Raw genomic sequence first — 19,791 nt, forward strand, 5'->3', positions numbered from 1 at the left:
TTATAAACAATTCTAAAGGAATTATAAACTCATCATAAAAATTTTCTGGAGGTAGTAAACAAAAAAGAAAATGAAACGATTTTATGGATTAAATGAAGCGATGCCAAAAGAATTTCAAATGCTGGAGGAGATCTTTGAATATCAGGTATTCGAGTTACAGATTGGACAGAAAAATGGAAAAAACTACGGTTATATTCCTTATATGATGAATGATGCGTTGGAATGTTATCTTGTTTTAAAAGAAATAAAGCAAGTAGGAGAATATGTTCCTTCTTGGGAAGGCGAGATGTGGGCAGAAATTGATCAGAAAGAGAACCAGTATGTTTTGATTGTTCATCAAGGAGAAGAGCACGTTTTTACCTTATGGTTTTATGACATAGAAAAGAAATGTGAATGTTATCAATATCATTCCATCGGTCATTTTTGGGTAAAAGGACAGGAACAATGGCGTCAATTGGTATATATTATTGGGACAATTTATGAAAAGTATGAATATCTTGGGATGAAAGTTTGTAATCAGGAAGAGATGCAAATTCTTTCATTAATAGAGTTTGCACCTTTTTGTTATTGGTCTCCAATCAGGGAATCGCTAGAAGGGAAATATCCAAAAACTTATGAAGGAATAAATTGTATGGATCAGATGGCAAAAGAGGCAGGAGACTATAAATATAGGATGTTGATCTGGATTTATCGAAAACTGCCATTTCGATGGATGGAAAAATTTCTAGCACAAAGATTGACCGTAGCATCTAGAGAAAATCTTTATCAGCTCATTTGGGATAAAGTAGCACGAGCATCTTCTTTTTATAAAACAAGAAATTATCCACCAGATTTGAATGAAAAAATATCTAAATGCAGAAAAAAGACGGATCAAATTTTAAAAGAGGAAGGATTTTCTGGGAAGTATCCGGCATATCATAAGAAATATTGTTATGTGCAGGTGACAGAGGAACATCCATTTACTATTTTAGAATCAAAAGATTTTAATTTTAAAATTCAATGTATGGTCTCTGAATGCAAACAAAAGAAGGTGAAAAGAAATAGTGGATTTTTTCATGGACTTGGAAGAAAAGGATGGATTAGAACAATATAAAAAAACCGCCATATCGGCGGTTTTTCTTGAAAAGAGAGGATTAAAAAATATATGAAAAACTATCCCTTGTATTAAGGTGTACCCTTAGGGTATGTATTAAGTATAGGTAATTTTCGGTTTAAAAGCAATGTATAGACTATAAACAATTCTAAACCATTTCTAAAAAAAACTTAATAAAACCTTATGAACGTGTAAAGTTTCTGGCATTCATTGAGCGCTAACATAAGTTTTATTTTAAGATACAAAGAAAACTGGCACTATTAAATTTATAAAAACTGGATGTTTTAAAAATGCCAATTATGGATTAGATTAGAACAAAACAAAGAGCGCGGCTTTGTATAAAGAAGAAAGAGAAAAAGGAGAGGCAAGTATTATGGAAAGCCAGAAAAATAAAATTCAATTTGTAACAGTAACAGCAATGTTTATTGCTTTAACTTATGTATTTACCGCGTTTGTTAACGTAAGACTTCCAATTGCGGCAAATGGAGGACTGATCCATCTTGGAAATGTGCCTTTATTTATTGCAGCAATGATTTTTGGAAAGAAAACAGGAATGTTAGCAGGCGGAATTGGTATGGGATTGTTTGATTTAACATCCGGGTGGACGGTATGGGCACCATTTACTCTTGTGATTGTTGGAATTATGGGATATGTTATGGGAGCTATGACAGAAAAACATCCTGGATTTGGATGGAAAATTGCAGCAATGATCGTCGTAACGGTCATTAAAGTTGTTGGCTATTATATTGCAGAAATTATTTTATATGGTAATTTTATAGCTCCGTTAAGTTCTGTACCTGGAAATCTTGTGCAGATGGGAACTGCTATTGTTGTTGTATTAATTATCATCCGTCCGATTGAAGTAGCAGTTAATCGAATGGGTATTCATCAATTTGCTTAGAGTGGAGGTCTCTGACATGGGAACAAAATATAAGATGATGACACCGGGACCGGTTCAGGTACCGGAAAGTGTAAGAGTTGCAAGAAGTCGTATCACACCAAACGCTGATTTAGATCCGGATTTCTTTGATGAATATAAAGAAACATGTGAATTGATCAGCCAATTGCTTCATACAAAAAATGAAACATTGATCCTGAGTGGAGAAGGAATTCTTGGATTAGAAGCAGCTTGTGCTTCTATGACAGAACCAGGAGATAAAGTACTTGTTCTTGACAATGGAATTTATGGAAAGGGCTTCGCAGATTTTGTAACCATGTATGGTGGAAATGTAGAAATGTATACGGTTGATGATAAAAATGAAATCGATGTTGATGCATTGGATGCTTATTTAAAAGATCATCATGACTTTAAGTATGCAACAGTTGTTCACTGTGATACACCAAGTGGCATGCTAAATGATATTCATAAAATTTGTCCATTATTAAAATCTTATGGAATTATGACAGTTACAGATTCTGTATCTGGAATGTTTGGAAATGAGGTTGATGTGGATAAAGCTCAGATTGATTTATTATGCGGTGGATCTCAGAAAGCTGTCTCAGCGCCTCCTGGATTAACTTTTGTAACTTTAAGTCAGTGTGCAAAAGATGCCATGGAAAATAGAAAGACACCAATTGCTTCTTTCTATTGTAATTTAACCATTTTTAAAGACTATTATAAAAATCAGTGGTTCCCATATACAATGCCAAGTAGCGATATTTATGGTTTAAAACAAGCGATGGAAAATATTCGAGATGATGAAAATATAATTAAGCGTCATGCACAAATTGCAAATGCTACAAGAAAAGCAGTACAATCCGCTGGATTGAAGCTGCATCTAGAAAGTGGATTTTCTGATACAGTTACAGTTTTTGATGTTCCAGAAGGAATTACAGACCGCCAGATTCTTGATACAATGTTAAAAGAACATCAGGTTATGCTGGCAGGATCCTTTGATACGTTGGCAGGAAAAGTCATTCGAATTGGGCATATGGGAGCAAATGCAAATGTGAATGATATGTTGGTAACAATGAATGCACTGGAAGAGACATTGAAGGCTCTTGGATGGAATCAGGCAGAAGGAATGCTCGAAGAATTCAGAAAGAATCTTTAATTTTGTAATCTAGCCTGTTGCAATCTTGACAGAAAGAAAGTAAAATAGTCTTAATAAAATACAGAAGATCGCATGGAGGCTTTAAAATGCAGTTGTTAAAAGAGAGAATCCTAAAAGATGGAAAAGTAAAAGAAGGAAATGTTCTGAAAGTAGATAGTTTTTTAAACCATCAGATGGATGTAAAATTATTTCGTGAAATCGGAAAAGAATTTAAAAGAAGATTTGCAGGGGAAGAAATCACAAAGATTCTTACAATTGAAGCATCAGGAATTGGAATTGCCTGTGTAGCAGCAGAAGTATTTGATGTACCAGTTCTGTTTGCAAAAAAGACACAGACAAAGAACATTGCTGGAGATGTATATACAACAAAAGTAGAATCTTTTACACACGGACGTGTCTATGACATCATTGTGGCAAAAGAATTCTTAGGAAAAGGAGATAAAGTTCTTTTGATTGATGATTTCCTTGCTAACGGAAAAGCACTGGAAGGGCTCGTACAGCTTGTACAGGATTCTGGAGCAGAACTTGTAGGAGCTGGAGTTGTTATTGAAAAAGGTTTCCAGCCAGGTGGAGATGAGCTAAGAAAGAAAATTCATTTGGAATCTCTTGCAATTGTAGACAGTATGGATGAAACAACTGGAGAAATCGTATTTAGAGATTAGTAATTAATATAGAAGAAATATAAAAATTCTCACTGAAATTTATTTTTCAGTGAGAATTTTTTTACTTATTATAGATTATTTTATTTTTACTTGTTTTATATTGCTCCAAGGACCATATGTGTTAACACCACTAATTTTTTTGCAGCCACGAATTCTAATATAAAAAGTATTTTTGCTACTTAAACCTTTAACACTTGTGCTTGTTGTTGATTTACTGAATGCTCTTCGTATTGTATGAGAAGAAAAATCTTTTTCTTTTGAAATTTGTATTTCATAGTTATCAATGTGATTAAGTTTTTCCCATTGAATTGAAATTTTTTTCTTTGATGGAGAAGTTACTTTTTTTAAAGTTGCTTTTGCAATAGGTTTTCCATCTAGAACCATTACACAGGGGATATCACTCCAATTTCCATAATACTTTTTTGTTCCAATTTTTCGATAAGCCTGTACCCTTCCATAGTAGTTTTTACCACCAGATAAACCAGAAAAGATTACATGATCGGATGTCGTATAAGTACTTTGAGTTTTTATAGTAAAATTCATATCTTGTGCTATTTGTGCTTGATATCCATCGGAATTGTTTTTTAGATTCCATTTGATTGTTGCACATTCAGAATTATTGCTATAGAAATTTGTAATATTAACTTTTTCAGGAATTTCTAGAGGTATAATATTCCACTTTTGATAATTACTTTCATGAAAAGGTGTGATTTTAATAGATTCTAAATCTCCAACATTTCCAGAGCTAATTGTAATGCATGAAGATGGGTAAGATTTTGGTGAAATAACAAAATCATCATTGTATAGAGTCAATTTCCATTTCTGTCTGGAGCTTTCATCCCATCCACTTTGTTGTACATTACAATTCGATGAATTATCGACAGCTTGCATAACTTTATTACTTCCAAGATTTTCAATTTTATAATAGCCATCATTTAAATAAGTAAAACGAAATTTCATAAAATTATTATTAGAATTTCTTGTTCATAAAACAATATCGATATCATTCACACTAAGTTCTGCAAAACATCTAAACAGTAGCCGTTATCAATTTTTGATGCGATTTGATAAATACAATCTTTGATGGGCCTTTGTTTGGTTGCTTGAAAAGCACTGACAGATCTTGTTTGGATTTTTATAGTTGCAATTCCACTAATGATTATTATAAAAATAAGTATTTTTTTTAATATTTTTTCATTAAATATCCTCTCTTGTTTTAATCATCTAAATTTAAATTATATTATTTATTTTAACATTGATAAAACAAAATGATTTATTTTATCATGTATCTTTTAAGTCTTTTTTTGAAAAAATCTAAAGAAGATTTTTATATAAAATTTTTTATTACATATTCATGGGTGTTTATGTAGGCTTAATAAAAATAAAAAACAAAACTGTTATAATTAAGAAGAAAAAAAGACAAAAGAAAAGGGAGAATAGAAATATGAAGCTGATCGAAAAACAAGTTATAGCTGCACTGTCAATCGCTATTATTGTTGTAGCTGTTGTGTTTGTTTATTGCTTTGTTACGGAAATGGTACTTTCATCTGATAACAATCAAAAAGTGAATTCAGTACATGAAGAAGTTCAGGATAGTGATAATTCGTCAGAAGGTACTTCATCTAATAACACACAGGCAAGTTCACAAAGTACAACAACGGCAATAACAACGACAGAGGAAGCAACAACTACAACAGCTTCTTCTACAACAACGACAGAGGAAACGATAACAAAGTCATCAACTACAACAGAAAAAGAGAAGAGCAACCAATCGATTATGGATGCGACGGATGGATATTTATTCCCGTATGCAGATAGCTCTTATATTGATGAATCTGATCTTAATAAAATGTCAACGGAAGAAATTCAGTATGCAATTAATGAGGTGTACGCACGTCATGGATTAAAATTTACAAAGAAGAAAAATAAAGAACGTTTTGAAAAAAAGAAATGGTATAGCGCTAGGGTTAATGATCAAGATTCTATTTCATTAAATGCATATGAAAAGAAAAATGTAAATACAATGGCAAAAGTATTAGAACAACGTGGTGTGAGATAGGAGGAGATGGAGATGTTTTGTCCAAACTGTGGAAATGAAGTAAAAAATGGAGATCTCTTCTGTGATAAATGTGGTGCAAGAATAGAACCGGAACAAGAAAACAAAGAGAAATTTGAAAATGTAAATACACAATCAAATGTGCAATCGATAAGAAAGGATACGAGAGAGAGTAAATTTAGTTCTAAGGCTAGAAGGATAATTACGGTGCAGATTGTTATTTTAGTAGCATTTTTGGGAGCTTTCTATTATTTTGGAAAACGAAATGCAAGTCCTCAAGCGGTTGCAAATCAATTTGTGAAAGATTATAACGCTCATAGATGGTCTAAGATTTATAATACGTATAAATTTAATGAAGGTACGTTTATTAATAAGGAATGTTTTAAAAAAACAATGAATCAATCAAATGTACAGATGTTATCTACAGCGGTAGGATTGAATGTTATAGATGGACAATATGTTTGTCAGATAACAAAGGGATCAGATGTTATATATTTACATATTGCAAAGTCGACAAAAAAATCATTTTTATTTTTTGATCGATATGAGATTGTAGAAGTACTTGATTCAGACATGATGACAGATGAAATAAAAATTCCAAATTTTTCTGGAATTACAGCAAAAATTGACGGCGTTGAAGTAAAGAAAACTAATCAGGATACAGACGATACAATAAGTGCAGAAGTATTTAAAGGGGTACATAAAGTAACTTTTTCCGGTGCAGATGGATTGTTTGAAAAAAATGAATATACGATCAATACAAAAACTAGCAATTTATTAGATCAAATGAAATATTCTAATCAAGCAGCAATGGATGCAGCATCTGCATTGAGGGGATATATGCCAGCAATTAGTGAGGTGGCTATTAAAGATAGTGAAAAATCTTCTTTAGCGTCTTATTTTATTTCGGTTGATGCTGCACAAGCTTATGGAGGTGATCTTTGCGGATATGCTAGTGCATCAGGAAGTGATACAAAGAATTTAGGGGAAGTGCAGTTGACAAAATGTGAAAAAGAAGATTCTGATTCTTCTGATGATTTAGATATTACAGATGGAATAGCGATTCGTGTGGAAGGAAGTAGATCTTATCAAACAGAATCCTGGTCAGGAGATACTGAAAATCAGACGATGGAAATTAGAGGAACTGCATATATGATAAAAAAAGATGGCAAATGGGTGATTTATGGTGCCAAGTCATATTAAAAAAACGAGAGGAGAAAAAGCATGGCAAATTTTTGTACAAAATGTGGGAAACCATTAGTAAATGGACAACCGTGTGACTGTCAGAAAAAAGTTCAAAAGGAGATGGAGGCAGTTAAACAGCAGGCAGAATCTTATGAACAAAAAAATGATAGTTCTAGAGAGCAAAAGCAGGAAGCTTATGTGTCAAAGCAACAGAAGCATACGCAGGGGTATGGACCAGGGCAGCAACAACAGTATACGCAAGGGCAGGGGTATGGACCAGGGCAGCAACAACAGTATACGCAAGGGCAGGGATATGGACCAGGGCAGCAACAACAGTATACGCAAGGGCAGGGATATGGACCAGGGCAGCAACAGCAGTATACGCAGGGGCAAGGATATGAACAGCCGCAACAGCCTCAAAAAGACTATGTTCAATATGGAAAAAATATTTTAAAAGAGGCACTTGTGTTGATCAAACAGCCGGTGGAAGGATTTCTTCAATCAGTAGCAGATGAACAGAATAAAATTGGATTGATTTTGATGGGAATAGAGTCTGTGTTAAGTGGTTTGGCTCTTTACCTTTTGGTCAATAGAATTTATTCTGCTGCTTATTCTGCAAGTTCTTCTATTTTTGGACATTCTTTAACAAGTGCAGTTAGTGACCAGTTAAGGATACCATCTGCTGGAATGTTCTTTTTCCAGGGATTTTTTATTACAGCTTTGATTTCATTGATTTTTACAGTTATTATTTTTGCAATTATGCGTTGCATGGGAAAAGCGGATATGAATTGGTTGCAAAGCTGTCAGATTATAGGAATGAAAAGCCTTGGAGTTTCTATTGGACTTTTAGTTGCAGTTCTTTCACTGATTATGGGACTTTTTTTCTTTGCTGCAATTGGATATGTTCTTGGAGTTGCTCTTGGACAGATTTATTTTATGTCTTCAATTATGCATTATCCGGCAAAATCAAAAACAGGAGTTGTCTATGGAATGCTTGTGATGATAGGTATTATTGTCTTGATTGTTATGATGCTTTTCGGACAGGCTTTACTATCTGCAATTTCTTCTGCAGGAGGTTCTATTTTCTAGCAAAATAGCAGATAGTAGAAGGGGGAATTATGAATGAAAATTTTGTCAGTAGTAAAATATCTGTTGCTCTGTGTTATTGTTATTGGTGCTTCCTTTTTTGTCACCAATCAAATGGGTGTTTTTAAACAAACAAAAGAAACTAAAAAAAGTACATATCAGAGTAAAGAAACATCGAATCAATCATCTGGAACAGAAAAAGCATCGGATGTTTATCAAGACTCAGATGGGAATACTTATTACTGGAGATATCATAAGGGAAGTTATGAAGATTCTGCTGTGATTGCCGGTTATCAGCCGGTTGCGGGACAGATTAATGAATTGGTACAAGTTGCATCTTCAGGAAAAGAAAAAACAATTCTAAAAACAGATGGAGCAAAAAAGTTTATCATATCTGGGAATATGATTTTTTATGAAAAGCCAATAGGAAATGACCAGGCAGATCGTACCAAAATGATGGTATGCCGTTATAAATCTGGAGACAAACAGGCGTATGAATTGTTTGAGGGACGACTGAAGGCGAAAATTGGAGATTGGATCATTTGTAGTGGCAATGAAAATAGTAGTATGAAAAGTATTAATGTAAAAAATAAAGAAGTTAAACAACTAACAGGGAGTGATACGACATATTTGACTTCGCATGATGGTCTTATATATTATCAGACGGGCACGGATAGTAAACAAAATGTAAATCTTTGCAAAATGAAGCCGGATGGAAGTGATCAGAAAGATCTTTGTAATTTGGATGGAGAATTAGAAGTTGCTACTGGAGCTCCAAGGGTTTGTTTTATGGTTTTTCGAAATGATGATATTTACTTTTCTGTAGGAACCTATGGCGGAGGAGGTTTGTTGTATGATGGGGGAAAAATATTAAAAGTAAAACAGAGTGGAAGTGATAAAACAACGGTTGCAGGTGAGTCAGGAGACGCACAGGCAACATTTCAGGTCAAATCAGATGGAAGTGTAGAAAGCAAGACGACAGATGAGGTAGATTTTTCTATTGATCCTATGGATACCTATGCTTGTCTCGATGGAAATGTTTATTTATTTGGAGATGATGGAAAACAACAAAAGGTAATTACAAAAGATGATTATCAAAGTATAGGAAGCGGACTTTGCGGAAAATTGGATGGTGATGAAGAGATCAATGTAAAATATGTAGAAAAAATAGGAAATGATGTATATTTTCTTGTAGATCATGGTACAAAAAGTTCAGAAGGTGGCATGGGATGGCGTTATGAATATAACTGGGATCGTAGTGCAATGATGAAGAAAAATCTCTCTACAGGAGAAACAAAAACAATTTATAAATATTGATATTTTTAAGAATCTATAAGATTGGGAGGAAATGGTATGAAAAAAAAGATTGTAGCAATTGTGATGACTTTTTTATTAGCAGTCAGCATGAACATTCCAGTTTCGGCAGCACCTGCTATATCAAAGATTGATTGTAAGAGAGTATCACAGGATTTTATGTCAACAGCACAAGATCTTTCGTTTGACCAGACTTATACAGGAACGCTGTCAGATTCGGCAGCAGCGAGATCTTATAAGATCAAATTGCCATCATCAGGAAGGATTAATTTGGAATCCATTTCAAAAAATAAAGAAGTGTATTATAAGTTATACGATCATTCTGGAGAAGAGCTATGGAGTAAAAGTACCTTTATTTATGATATGCCAGGTTCCAGTACAGTAAAGGAAACTTTTGATCTGACAAAGGGAACATATTATTTAACGATAGAAAAGGAATCGTATTATGATGATGGAGCAAGAAATTTTTCTCTAAAAATTGGATTTGATAGTGCAAATGAAAGTTTTGAAGAAGCTGAAAATGGAATAGATAATGAAATAAATTGTGCGCATAATATTTCAATTGGGCAGGAATATCGTGGGCAAATTGCGAGAAACGATGATAAAGATTTTTATTGCTTTACATTGCCATCATCAGGTCGAATTAGCTTATCAGCTCTGTCTAAAATGAAGACAAGTAATTATACAATTTATGATAGCTCTGGTCAGGAAATATGGGGTGATTCTACATGGGGAGATGATGTACTTGGTGGAAGTTCCACAAAAAAAGAGCTGGATCTTGTAAAAGGAACATATTATTTTGCAGTAAGTAAAAGAAACGATGATGATACAGGAATTTATTCTTTTACCTTAAATTTTAAAAGTGCAGAAGAAAGTTTTGAAGAAACAAAAGATAGTCAGAATAATGATATGGAACATGCCAGCAAGATTGATTTTGGGCAGGAATATAAGGGGCAAATTGCTGAAAATGATGAAAAAGATTTTTATCAATTTACATTATCATCCTCACAAAAGATCAATGTTCAGACAATTGCACAAATGCAGAGCCTTTGTTACACAATTTATGATACATCGGGTCAGGAAATATGGAGTGATTATGGATGGGACGAAAAAGATGTTGGACAATGTGTACTGAAAAAAGATATTTATCTTGAATCAGGAACTTATTATTTTGTTGCATCAAAAAGAGATGGGACAGGAAATTATAAACTTCATTTGTCTTTAGCATCCAGTGATGCATCTAATGGTTCTTCTAATAATACATCAAATGATGTGGAAGAACAATCTTTTGATGTATACCTTTCAAGAGCATCCTATACTTATACAGGAAAAACAATCAAGCCATCGGTCACAGTAAAAGATGGATCAAAAAAATTAAGGAACCGAAAAGACTATACGGTTTCCTATTCCAATAATAAATATGTAGGGACAGCGGAAGTTACAGTGAAAGGAAAAGGAAATTATAGTGGTGAAATAACAAAGACGTTTACAATCAATCCAAAGGGTACTTCTATCAGCAGAGTAAGAGCGTATTCCGGAGCATTTACGGCATCATGGGGAAGGCAGACAAGGCAGATAAGTGGATATGAAATTCAATACGCAGCAAATAGAAATTTTTATGATAGTATAACAAAAACGGTTTTAGGGTACAGACAGACATCATTAAAAATTTCAGACTTGGAGCGTAAGAAAACATATTATGTAAGAGTAAGAACATATAAAACAAATGAAGATCAGACGTATTTTTCATCGTGGTCTAAGGTGAAAAAAGTGACAACAAAAAGATAAAAAGTGATATACTGAAAGAGAAGTAGTATAAAGTTGAGGCTAGTTATGAAAGGAGCTACAAATGAAAAGTAGGATGAAAAAATCATTAGCCATGATATTTAGTCTGATTTTGATGGTATGTGTTTGTGGAGTGAATCTTCAAACGGCGAGTGCAGCAAAAAAAACTTCTTATAAAAAATTGTATAAGAATTTCCTGGCAAAGAAGCCAAAGGCTAACCGATGGTTTTATGTATTAAATGTTGATAAAAGTGGGGTTCCTGAGCTAATTACAACAGAATCTGGTGGAGGTGTGACAAATTTTTGTGTTTACACAGCCAGCAACAACAAAGTAATAAAAGTTGGAGAGTATATTACAAGAGGTACTAGCCAAGAGCATCCGGAAATTGATTATGTATCAAAATATAAATGTTTATATGCAAGCGGATGGATCAACGGTGTTGGTGGTGCCTGGGCAAATTTGTATGGAATTTCAAAAAAACATCTGGTAAGTAAATATCATTTAAGAGAAACTCATGAACAAAAAGATTTATATTATATTGGGACAAGTGATAAAAAAAGTAAAAAAGTATCAAAAAAAGAATATTTGAAATATTATAATAAATATTTTAATCAATATAAAAGTTATAAAACAAAAGAAAATACAAAGAGTGTATTAGATCAAACATTTGGAAAATAAAAAGATAGAAAAGAATCTCGTGCTTATAACATGGAGATTCTTTTTTTTGTTAAATTTCTTATGACATATTAACAACTGTTTGTGCGCTATTTTATTATGATGGAATGAAAAATGATATACTGGAAAAAAGAAAATAGGAAATTTAGTAAAGAAAGGAAGTATATTATGAAGAAAAAAATATCTATGAAAAACATTTTAGTGATATTCTTTTTATTTGTAGTAGTATTTACAATAACAATTCCAACGGTACCGGTGAAAGCAGAAGAATATGGTCAAACATTTCAGTCGGGGAGACGAAAATATTATCTTACAGATAATGATACTGGGGAAGTGAAGTTATATGAAGAAAAGGGATCAGATAATATTCTTGTAGCACAGATGCAAATCAATGACTATGATAAGGAAAAAAGCGGTGGATATACAGAGTATGTTTTTACTTATAATCATAAATTGTATTTTACTTATTACCCACAAGGCGGAACAACAATGACTTTTAGTTATAAAATAGGTGGAGATCATTTTGAATTAGATCAATATGGGATGGGTGTAATAAATCATAAAAATCAGTATGCTATTGGATATACTAGTTATGCAACGGATGTTTCATCAATGGGGTTAGGACTTTACAACTTAAAAACAAAAAAAGTAAAGAAACTTGGTAATGGATATACCGTTAAGTTAATTAGTGGGAAAGTATATTATGATTCTATGAGCAGTAATTATAAAAAATTTAAAGTTATTCGTTGTAATCTTGATGGAAGCAGAAAAAAAGTTTTAAAAACAGTTACAAATAAAAAAGAAATGGTTGGTGTACAGGTATACAAACATTATGCAACCTATTGCGTTATGATAGAAAATGGTAGAAGTGTTTCCAAGAAGGTTCGATATTAACTCTTTATCTATTAAATAAGACGGAGGAGATTTATGAAAAGAGTAGTTATACATGTTGTTAGTATCATGTTTGCTTTAGGGGTAATTTTTTGTGGTACAAGAAAAGAAACTTATGCCGAGATGAAATATCTTAATTTTGTGGCAGATGCAAAATCTATGACAACTGTTTCTCTATCATGGAAAGCTGGGAATGTTACAAAATATAAAATATATCGAGCAGTATGCAATGGTAATCATCATTATCATGAGGAAGAAGATGAAGAAAACAATACAGATCAGGGTATAAAAGAGGAATATCAATTAATTGCAACGCTCAGTAAAAAGAAAACAGAATATTTGGACCAGAAGGCAGAAAAAGGAAAAACGTATCATTATGAAATTAAAGGATATAAAAATGGAAAACAAAAATATGATGATGAGGTCACAATTTATTTAGGATTGTTGTGTAGTTTTGGTGGTGATGGTGAAGAACTTCCAATATTTCCTGCTTTCGCTAATGCAGAATCAGCGACATTAATATTAAGATATGACAATGGTTATGATAGTGATGTTGGAATTATACCCGATGGATATAAGATTTATCGAAAAAAGGGAGGAAAAGAAAAATTTCATTTTTTAACGAATATAAAACTTGATAGAAATGCAGAAAAATTCAAAGATGCATGTTGTGTGCTATATACCGATCATCATGTGGAAGAAGGAACAACCTATTATTATAGGGCAAGGTCATATAAAACATTTGAAAATAAACAATATTATAGTCCATATACAGATGAGATTTCTGTTTATACTGTCAATGAAGAAGGTACCTATCAGGTAAAATTCGTTCAAGATGAAACTTGTGCAGAAGATGAAGCAGTCATTTTATTAATGGGCCAAAAAGGAAATGAAAAAATGATTTTAAATTCCTGGAATCAAATAAGCTTTAAAAAGAAGGATGGTACATCAGGTGAAATTGATACTGATATTATAAAATACAGCAAAGACGGAAAGAATTGGAAAAGTTATGATATAAACCAAAAAGAGGATTTGAGCTTAAAAGAAGAAGAGGCCATTTGGTTAAAAATAAAGAGTAGTGGGAAGGAAAAGATCAATTGTGTCGATGAATTTACAGAATTTTATGCGCATTCACAAGTAATCTACAACAATGAAGAAGACCATTATTTTTATATGGACTTAATAGATGGAAAGGCCTGGACGGAAAACGAATCAGAATTTTGATGAAGCAATAGAAAATAAGTAAATTTAAAGTGCATGTAAGGATAAATGGAGGAGGTTTATGAAAAAAAAGATAGTCTATATTGTCTGTGTTATGTTCATTTTAGGGGCGATTTTTTGTGGTAAAAGAAAAGAAACCTATGCAGAGATGAAAATGCTCAATTTTTCTGTAGAAACAAAATCTATGACAAAACTTTCTTTGTCATGGGAGGCAGGAAATGTTACAAAGTATAAATTATATCGATCAGTATGTAAAGGTAAGCATGATAATCCAAGTGAAGAATATGATGAAGGAGAAACATATAGATGCATTGCAGTGCTTAGTAGAAAAAAGACGAGCTATTTAGACCGAAAAGTAAAAAAAGGGAAAATATATCATTATATGATAAAAGGTTATAAAGGTTCGAAACAAAAATATTGTGATAAAGATACAGGTTATACAGGGATTACATGTAATTTAAGCAGCGATGATGATTCTTTTTCAGATAATCCAGTTTTTGCTGATGCGCAATCGGTTACATTGCCATTGACTTATGATTATGTAGGATTCATACCTGATGGATATGAGATTTATCGAAAAAAAGAGGGAGAAAAAACATTTCATTTTTTAACAAATGTAAAATCAAATAAACAAGAAGAGTTAGGGGTTACGATATACACCGATGATCATGTGGAAGAAGGAATAACCTATCATTATAAAGCAAGATCATACAAAACAGTTGAGAAAAAGAAGTATTATAGTTCTTATACGAAACCTGTTTCTGTTCGGACTGTCAATGAAAATGGTACTTATAAGGCAAAGTTTGTTATGAATGAGACTTGTGCAGAGGATGAAGCTATTATTTTATTAACGGGACAAAGAGGAAATGAAAAAATGATTTTAAATCCTAGAGGTTATGTGAATTTTGAAAAAAAAGATGATACCTTAAATTATATGGATATTTCTATTGTAGAATACAGTAAAGATGGAAAAAATTGGAGAACTTATGACGAAAATCAAGAAGAGGATCTGAGTTTAAAAGAAGATGAGGCTATTTGGTTAAAAATAAAGAGAGATGAGAACTATGAGGATGTCGAAAGTCATAAGAAGGAAAAAATTAATTGTGCGGAAGAATTTACAAAATTTCATGCTTGTTTACAAGCAACATATAAAGAGGAATACCGCTACTTTTATATGGATTTAATGGAGGGAAAAGCCTGGACGCAGAAATAATATATAAATATAGATTAGAAAATAAAAAAAGTAAATTTAAAAGCCGTAAAGGGGATGTTTTGTTATCTATTAATAACAAAATAGTGCTATCGGATTTAGGAGAGAGAGGTGCTGTTTTTATTGTAGATACAAATCGATCGGATAAACAAATGGAAATTCTGAGTACTGATAATTATTGGGAAAATACACACGAGGATCTTGCATTAAAATACTATCGTTATTCTGAAGGAGAGTAAAAAAAATACAAGATTTAGAGAATGTTGCAAAAGCAAAGTATAAAAAATGGAAGAAATACATGGTGCATCCAGTAAGAGAGTTCTTACTACAGATCAGAAAGGAAATTTGATATTTAGAATATGTCTTAGAGTGGAAAATCACTTGAATTATGATTAACTTCATTTTATCAAAATGATTGATATCAACGATTTCGGCCATAATTCCGGCTGTTAATATACGGAACCTATTCCCGGAATGAATGTCAATACGTTTGGTAAGAGTTCCATCTGAGTTTTGATAGTTTTATCAAACTCTTTGCCTTTCTTTTGAGAAGTTCTGAACAACAGCATAGTAACGTGCCAGTGTAAACTTCCATGTCAGGGAACAGAATTATTATAAAGCAACCATTACTGGTTCAACAGGCCAACAAAGAACTATTACTTGATTGACACTATGACAATTATATCATGGAATTAATTAAAGCTATTGAATAAAAATATTAAATTATTAAGATATAATTATGTATCTAAAGATATTACACGAGGAGAATATATGATGAGAAAAAAAACAGTACATATCCTTTCAAAGATATTTTGTATTGCAGGAATGATGCTATTTTGTATAATAGCCATTAAGTCCACTGTTTATGCAGCAAAAGGTGATGTAAAAATCAACAAAAAAAATTTCCCAAACGCGGTTTTTAGGGAAAATGTCAGTTATTATTATGATAAAAATAAAAATGGAATTTTATCAAAGAAAGAACTTCAGTCAGTAAAAAAAATGGATTTGTACTTGGGAGATCCAAATAATGTACAATCGATCAAAGGAATAGAATATTTTTCAAATTTGGCATCTCTTGATCTTTCTGATAACTGCCTTGAAAGTTTGGATGTAACAAAAAATAAAAAATTAGAAGAACTGTCGGTGAATGATAACTATAATTTGAAAGAACTTAATATATCAGGAAATAAAAAGTTGAAAAAATTAAATTGTTATAATACATCTGTACAATTAGATTTGAGCAAAAATACACAATTGGAGACGTTATATTGTTATGGGAGTCATTTGAAAGCTTTGGACGTAAGTAAAAATTCCAAATTAAAAATCCTAGATTGCTCGGATAATGATTTAACTGAATTAAATATAAATAAAAATTCAAAACTGCAAGAATTAGCTTGTAATTATAATCAATTAGCAAATCTGAATGTAAAAAAGAATTTAAAGTTAAGAAAATTAGATTGTGGGAATAATCAATTAGAAGATTTGAATATAAGCCATAATTTAGAATTAACAAGTTTGGAATGTTCGGATAATCATTTAACCCAAATTGATGTAAGTAAAAATTCAAAATTGAGAGATTTGTTTTGTATAAACAATCAATTAACAGAGTTGAATATTAGTAAAAATTTGGAATTAGAATTATTAAATTGTGAAGGAAATCAGTTGAATAAACTAGATGTAAGTAAAAATTTCAAATTAGAAGAAATTACCTGTGATGACAATGTAGTAATAACAAAATAAAACAGATACAAATGGGATTGCTTATCTTATGCCCGAAAGTATTATGGGCAATAAAGTGAAAGAAAAAAGTGGAGTTGAAGCTTTAAACAATAACTTAATTGAAAGATATTGTTATGTGACAACTCCACTTTCTTTTTATTAGTTGGCCATAAATAATTTCAAAAATCTTTGCTTTACTTCTGGAAGATATTTTTGGCTGACTGGTGCAAAATTATCTCCTGTCAATGTAATACAGTTATTTTTAAAATCAATGACTTTGTCAAGATTTACAAGATAACTTCTGTGGCAGCAGATGAAATTAGAATCCAGTCGTTTAATTAAATCGGGTAATCGTTCGGATGTATGGTATACTTCTGTACTTGATTGAACATGAATGTTGGTTGTTCGTAGTGTTCGTTCCATGTAGATAATATCATCAAGTAAGATGCTATGTTCTTTTCGATTCCACGAGATTGTTAAATATTTTGTCTTTTGGTTGTTAATATTCTCCATTGCCTTTTGGATAGCAAGAGGGAGATAGCGGTGAATCGTTGGCTTATGAATAAAATAAGTATGTTCTGTCTCATACACATCACTGCAGTATTGGGCATATTGAGTAATATAAATAATTTGGGTTTTCGGATGAATCTGAAGAATTTTTTTTGCTATGTAAATACCAGACATTTCAGGTAGTTCAATGTCCATTAGGATAATATCAGATGACAGAGAATCTGGTTGGTATAGTTGCTGGCGCTCCTTTGGTGTCACACATTCTATAATTTCTGCATCCGGACAGCATTCTGTCAGAAATTTTTTGAGTTCCTGAAGGTAGATTTGATCGTCTTCACAAATTGTTATTTTTATCATAGCGTTTTCTCCTCTCCGGTCTGACTGGCTGGCATTTGGAGCATTAAAGTGGAAGTAAAAAAGTCTCCATGATCTTCCCAGTTACAGGTGCCGTTGTATTTGTCTGCAATATTTTCAATAATTGATAGTCCATGTCCATGTAATATTTTCTGTTCTTTTTTTGTTGTTTTTTTAGTAAAAATATTCTGCGGATTTTTACTGTTTTTCATATGAATCATAAAAGTATTTCCACGAAAATCTGTTTTTAATTCTAGAATTCGGGAAGAATTAGCGGAATCTAAATTCCGGCAGGCTTCTAGAGCATTATCAAGAAGATTAGAAAAAAGGCTTGTGATGGTAATATCAGGAAAAGCCTGGTCAAAATTATTTGGAAGCAAAATATGAAAATGACATGCAACGTGTTCTTTCTCCGCCGCTGTTTTCTTTGCCTGCAAGATAGTATTTAGCAAAGGATTTTTACAAAAAGTTTCTGGCCGTTTTTCTTTTATGCGAGAAGAAAGAGAAGAAATTAGTTGTGCCATCTTTTCGTAGTCTCCATTTTGGCCATATTGATAAGCTTCTTCCAATTTTTGATCAATATAGTTTTGATGTTTTGAAATCCGTTCTTGCAATTGTTCTAGATCTGTTTGTTGTTGGATGATGGTATTTTGTGTTGTTTCTTCCATATATAGAGCATACGAATCATGTGCACATTTCCATGTAGTAATAATAATGTGTGCAAAACATCCCATGCTGATGGAAAAGAAAACAGCAACGAGACTTGAAGTGTAAATCTGCATGGAAGAATGAGAAAAATTTGCTGCAAATTTTGGAAAAAGTTTTGCGAAAGACAGTACCAATCCCATCAATGGGAAACTAAAAATACAGATAAATATCAAAAATTTTTGAGATTTTGAGATTGTCGAGTGCATTATAAAGTTCCTCCTTTTGTAGATTTGAGCTGTCTGATGTAATCCAAAGCTTTTTTATATTCTCCGCGCTGAGATAAGATGGATAGCGCCATCAGATGATTTGCAATGTCATGATTCCAACGATATAGTTGTTCATATTCAGAATTCATATCATGAATATGTGCAACTTCCTTTTGTAAGAGTACGATTTGATTATGTTGTTCCATATATTGTTGTTCTTGTAATTCCAACTTTTTTAGCCCATGAGAAAAGGTGCGCATAGCAAAAAAAGAAAGGATGGCGGCAATTATAAATTCAATGAATAAGTATTGGAAAGATTTCGCACCTATACTTAACAAAATATTTCCAGTAATATTTACAAAAACAATCGGAAGACAGAGAAAAAGTAAAACTTGATCTGTGATCAGATGAAGATACTTCTTTGAAAACTTCTTAATATAAATAAGTAATATAATTTTCCAAAAAATATTAAAGCAGGAAACAATAAAAAAAGAAAGTTCATTTCCAGCCAGTCCACTGAAAATACTACTGATATGCCATTTAGGAAAGGCAAGGCTAACAATTGCTGCACAGGTAGAGGAAACTGCTTCCATAAAAACTTCTAATACATAAAAGGTTACAAATATGGAAAATCGAAATAATTTACTACCCTCAACAAAAAAGTATGTATTTAAAATTAGTGGAATAAAGAGTAAAAAACTAAATAAGGAAACTAAAGTTTCTTTTGAAATAAATAATGTCCATGATAAAAGGACAGCATAACTGAAACATGTTAAAACGACATGTTTCAGCTGCAGTCCTTTTCTTGGAGATATATAGAAATAACTGATTAAAGGTATGACAATATATGATAATAAGTATAAATAATATACAAAACTTTTCAACATCTGCGGACCTCTTTTCTTCCCCTCTAAAAAATGACATATCCCAACAAATTACATTATACAACTTGTATACATTTTTTAAAAATTAAATATTACATATAAACAGTCATTTATGAACTTTAAAATATTTTATATGGAATATAATAGGATAACAAGTATAAGTCAAGATAAGGCGAA

The 19,791-nt window shown here is 32.1% G+C and carries 18 protein-coding genes; 14 read left to right on the top strand and 4 right to left on the bottom strand.

Going from position 1 to position 19,791, the window contains the following annotated elements; genetic code table 11:
* Positions 1-70 precede the first annotated feature (70 nt).
* From KQI71_RS02200 to KQI71_RS02215, 4 genes are all read left to right on the top strand, one after another.
* On the top strand, positions 71-1,093 hold the full coding sequence (locus tag KQI71_RS02200; protein ID WP_216433661.1) for a DUF3878 family protein: 1,023 nt from the start codon (positions 71-73) through the stop codon (positions 1,091-1,093).
* Positions 1,094-1,466: 373 nt separating this feature from the next.
* Positions 1,467-1,994 (top strand): ECF transporter S component, encoded by a 528-nt coding sequence (locus tag KQI71_RS02205; protein WP_216433663.1) that lies wholly within the window; start codon positions 1,467-1,469, stop codon positions 1,992-1,994.
* Between the two features lie 16 nt (positions 1,995-2,010).
* Positions 2,011-3,147: a pyridoxal-phosphate-dependent aminotransferase family protein gene (locus KQI71_RS02210; protein ID WP_216433665.1), complete on the top strand. Its 1,137-nt coding sequence runs from the start codon at positions 2,011-2,013 to the stop codon at positions 3,145-3,147.
* An 86-nt stretch (positions 3,148-3,233) separates the two neighbouring features.
* Positions 3,234-3,809, top strand: coding sequence for a xanthine phosphoribosyltransferase (locus KQI71_RS02215; protein ID WP_216433667.1), 576 nt, complete (start codon positions 3,234-3,236; stop codon positions 3,807-3,809).
* A 75-nt stretch (positions 3,810-3,884) separates the two neighbouring features.
* On the opposite strand, the gene KQI71_RS02220 is transcribed toward KQI71_RS02215, so the two are convergent.
* Positions 3,885-4,769: an RICIN domain-containing protein gene (locus tag KQI71_RS02220; RefSeq protein ID WP_216433669.1), complete on the bottom strand. Its 885-nt coding sequence runs from the start codon at positions 4,767-4,769 to the stop codon at positions 3,885-3,887.
* A gap of 484 nt (positions 4,770-5,253) precedes the next feature.
* On the opposite strand from KQI71_RS02220, the gene KQI71_RS02225 reads away from it, so the two are divergent.
* From KQI71_RS02225 to KQI71_RS02270, 10 genes are all read left to right on the top strand, one after another.
* Entirely contained in the window at positions 5,254-5,868 is a 615-nt protein-coding gene (locus KQI71_RS02225; RefSeq protein WP_216433671.1) for a YARHG domain-containing protein, read from the top strand.
* Between the two features lie 12 nt (positions 5,869-5,880).
* Entirely contained in the window at positions 5,881-7,068 is a 1,188-nt protein-coding gene (locus KQI71_RS02230) for a zinc-ribbon domain-containing protein (RefSeq protein WP_216433673.1), read from the top strand.
* A gap of 21 nt (positions 7,069-7,089) precedes the next feature.
* Positions 7,090-8,139 carry a hypothetical protein gene (locus KQI71_RS02235; RefSeq protein WP_216433675.1) on the top strand — a complete coding sequence of 350 codons (1,050 nt, stop codon included), beginning with the start codon at positions 7,090-7,092 and terminating at the stop codon, positions 8,137-8,139.
* Positions 8,140-8,172: 33 nt separating this feature from the next.
* Positions 8,173-9,453 carry a DUF5050 domain-containing protein gene (locus KQI71_RS02240; RefSeq protein ID WP_216433677.1) on the top strand — a complete coding sequence of 427 codons (1,281 nt, stop codon included), beginning with the start codon at positions 8,173-8,175 and terminating at the stop codon, positions 9,451-9,453.
* A 36-nt stretch (positions 9,454-9,489) separates the two neighbouring features.
* Positions 9,490-11,238, top strand: coding sequence for a fibronectin type III domain-containing protein (locus KQI71_RS02245; RefSeq protein WP_216433679.1), 1,749 nt, complete (start codon positions 9,490-9,492; stop codon positions 11,236-11,238).
* 61 nt (positions 11,239-11,299) lie between these two features.
* The gene (locus KQI71_RS02250) at positions 11,300-11,914 is read left to right on the top strand and encodes a hypothetical protein (RefSeq protein WP_216433680.1); all 615 of its coding nucleotides are present in this window, start codon (positions 11,300-11,302) and stop codon (positions 11,912-11,914) included.
* 165 nt (positions 11,915-12,079) lie between these two features.
* Positions 12,080-12,805, top strand: a complete 726-nt coding sequence (locus KQI71_RS02255) for a hypothetical protein (RefSeq protein ID WP_216433682.1) — start codon at positions 12,080-12,082, stop codon at positions 12,803-12,805.
* A gap of 33 nt (positions 12,806-12,838) precedes the next feature.
* Complete coding sequence (locus tag KQI71_RS02260) at positions 12,839-14,026, top strand: hypothetical protein (protein WP_216433684.1); 1,188 nt, start codon at positions 12,839-12,841, stop codon at positions 14,024-14,026.
* Positions 14,027-14,084: 58 nt separating this feature from the next.
* Positions 14,085-15,236 carry a hypothetical protein gene (locus KQI71_RS02265; protein ID WP_216433686.1) on the top strand — a complete coding sequence of 384 codons (1,152 nt, stop codon included), beginning with the start codon at positions 14,085-14,087 and terminating at the stop codon, positions 15,234-15,236.
* Between the two features lie 771 nt (positions 15,237-16,007).
* Positions 16,008-16,973: a leucine-rich repeat domain-containing protein gene (locus tag KQI71_RS02270; protein WP_216433688.1), complete on the top strand. Its 966-nt coding sequence runs from the start codon at positions 16,008-16,010 to the stop codon at positions 16,971-16,973.
* Positions 16,974-17,111: 138 nt separating this feature from the next.
* On the opposite strand, the gene KQI71_RS02275 is transcribed toward KQI71_RS02270, so the two are convergent.
* The 3 genes from KQI71_RS02275 to KQI71_RS02285 are packed head-to-tail and all read right to left on the bottom strand — an operon-like array spanning position 17,112 to position 19,323.
* Positions 17,112-17,819, bottom strand: a complete 708-nt coding sequence (locus KQI71_RS02275; RefSeq protein ID WP_216433690.1) for a LytR/AlgR family response regulator transcription factor — start codon at positions 17,817-17,819, stop codon at positions 17,112-17,114.
* Positions 17,816-18,730: a sensor histidine kinase gene (locus tag KQI71_RS02280; protein ID WP_216433692.1), complete on the bottom strand. Its 915-nt coding sequence runs from the start codon at positions 18,728-18,730 to the stop codon at positions 17,816-17,818. The genes KQI71_RS02275 and KQI71_RS02280 overlap by 4 nt, the downstream gene beginning before the upstream one ends.
* Complete coding sequence (locus KQI71_RS02285) at positions 18,730-19,323, bottom strand: YhcB family protein (protein WP_216433693.1); 594 nt, start codon at positions 19,321-19,323, stop codon at positions 18,730-18,732. The genes KQI71_RS02280 and KQI71_RS02285 overlap by 1 nt, the downstream gene beginning before the upstream one ends.
* Between the last annotated feature and the right edge of the window lie 468 nt (positions 19,324-19,791).

The sequence above is a fragment of the Anaerostipes sp. MSJ-23 genome (assembly GCF_018918155.1).
Lineage (GTDB): Bacteria > Bacillota > Clostridia > Lachnospirales > Lachnospiraceae > Anaerostipes.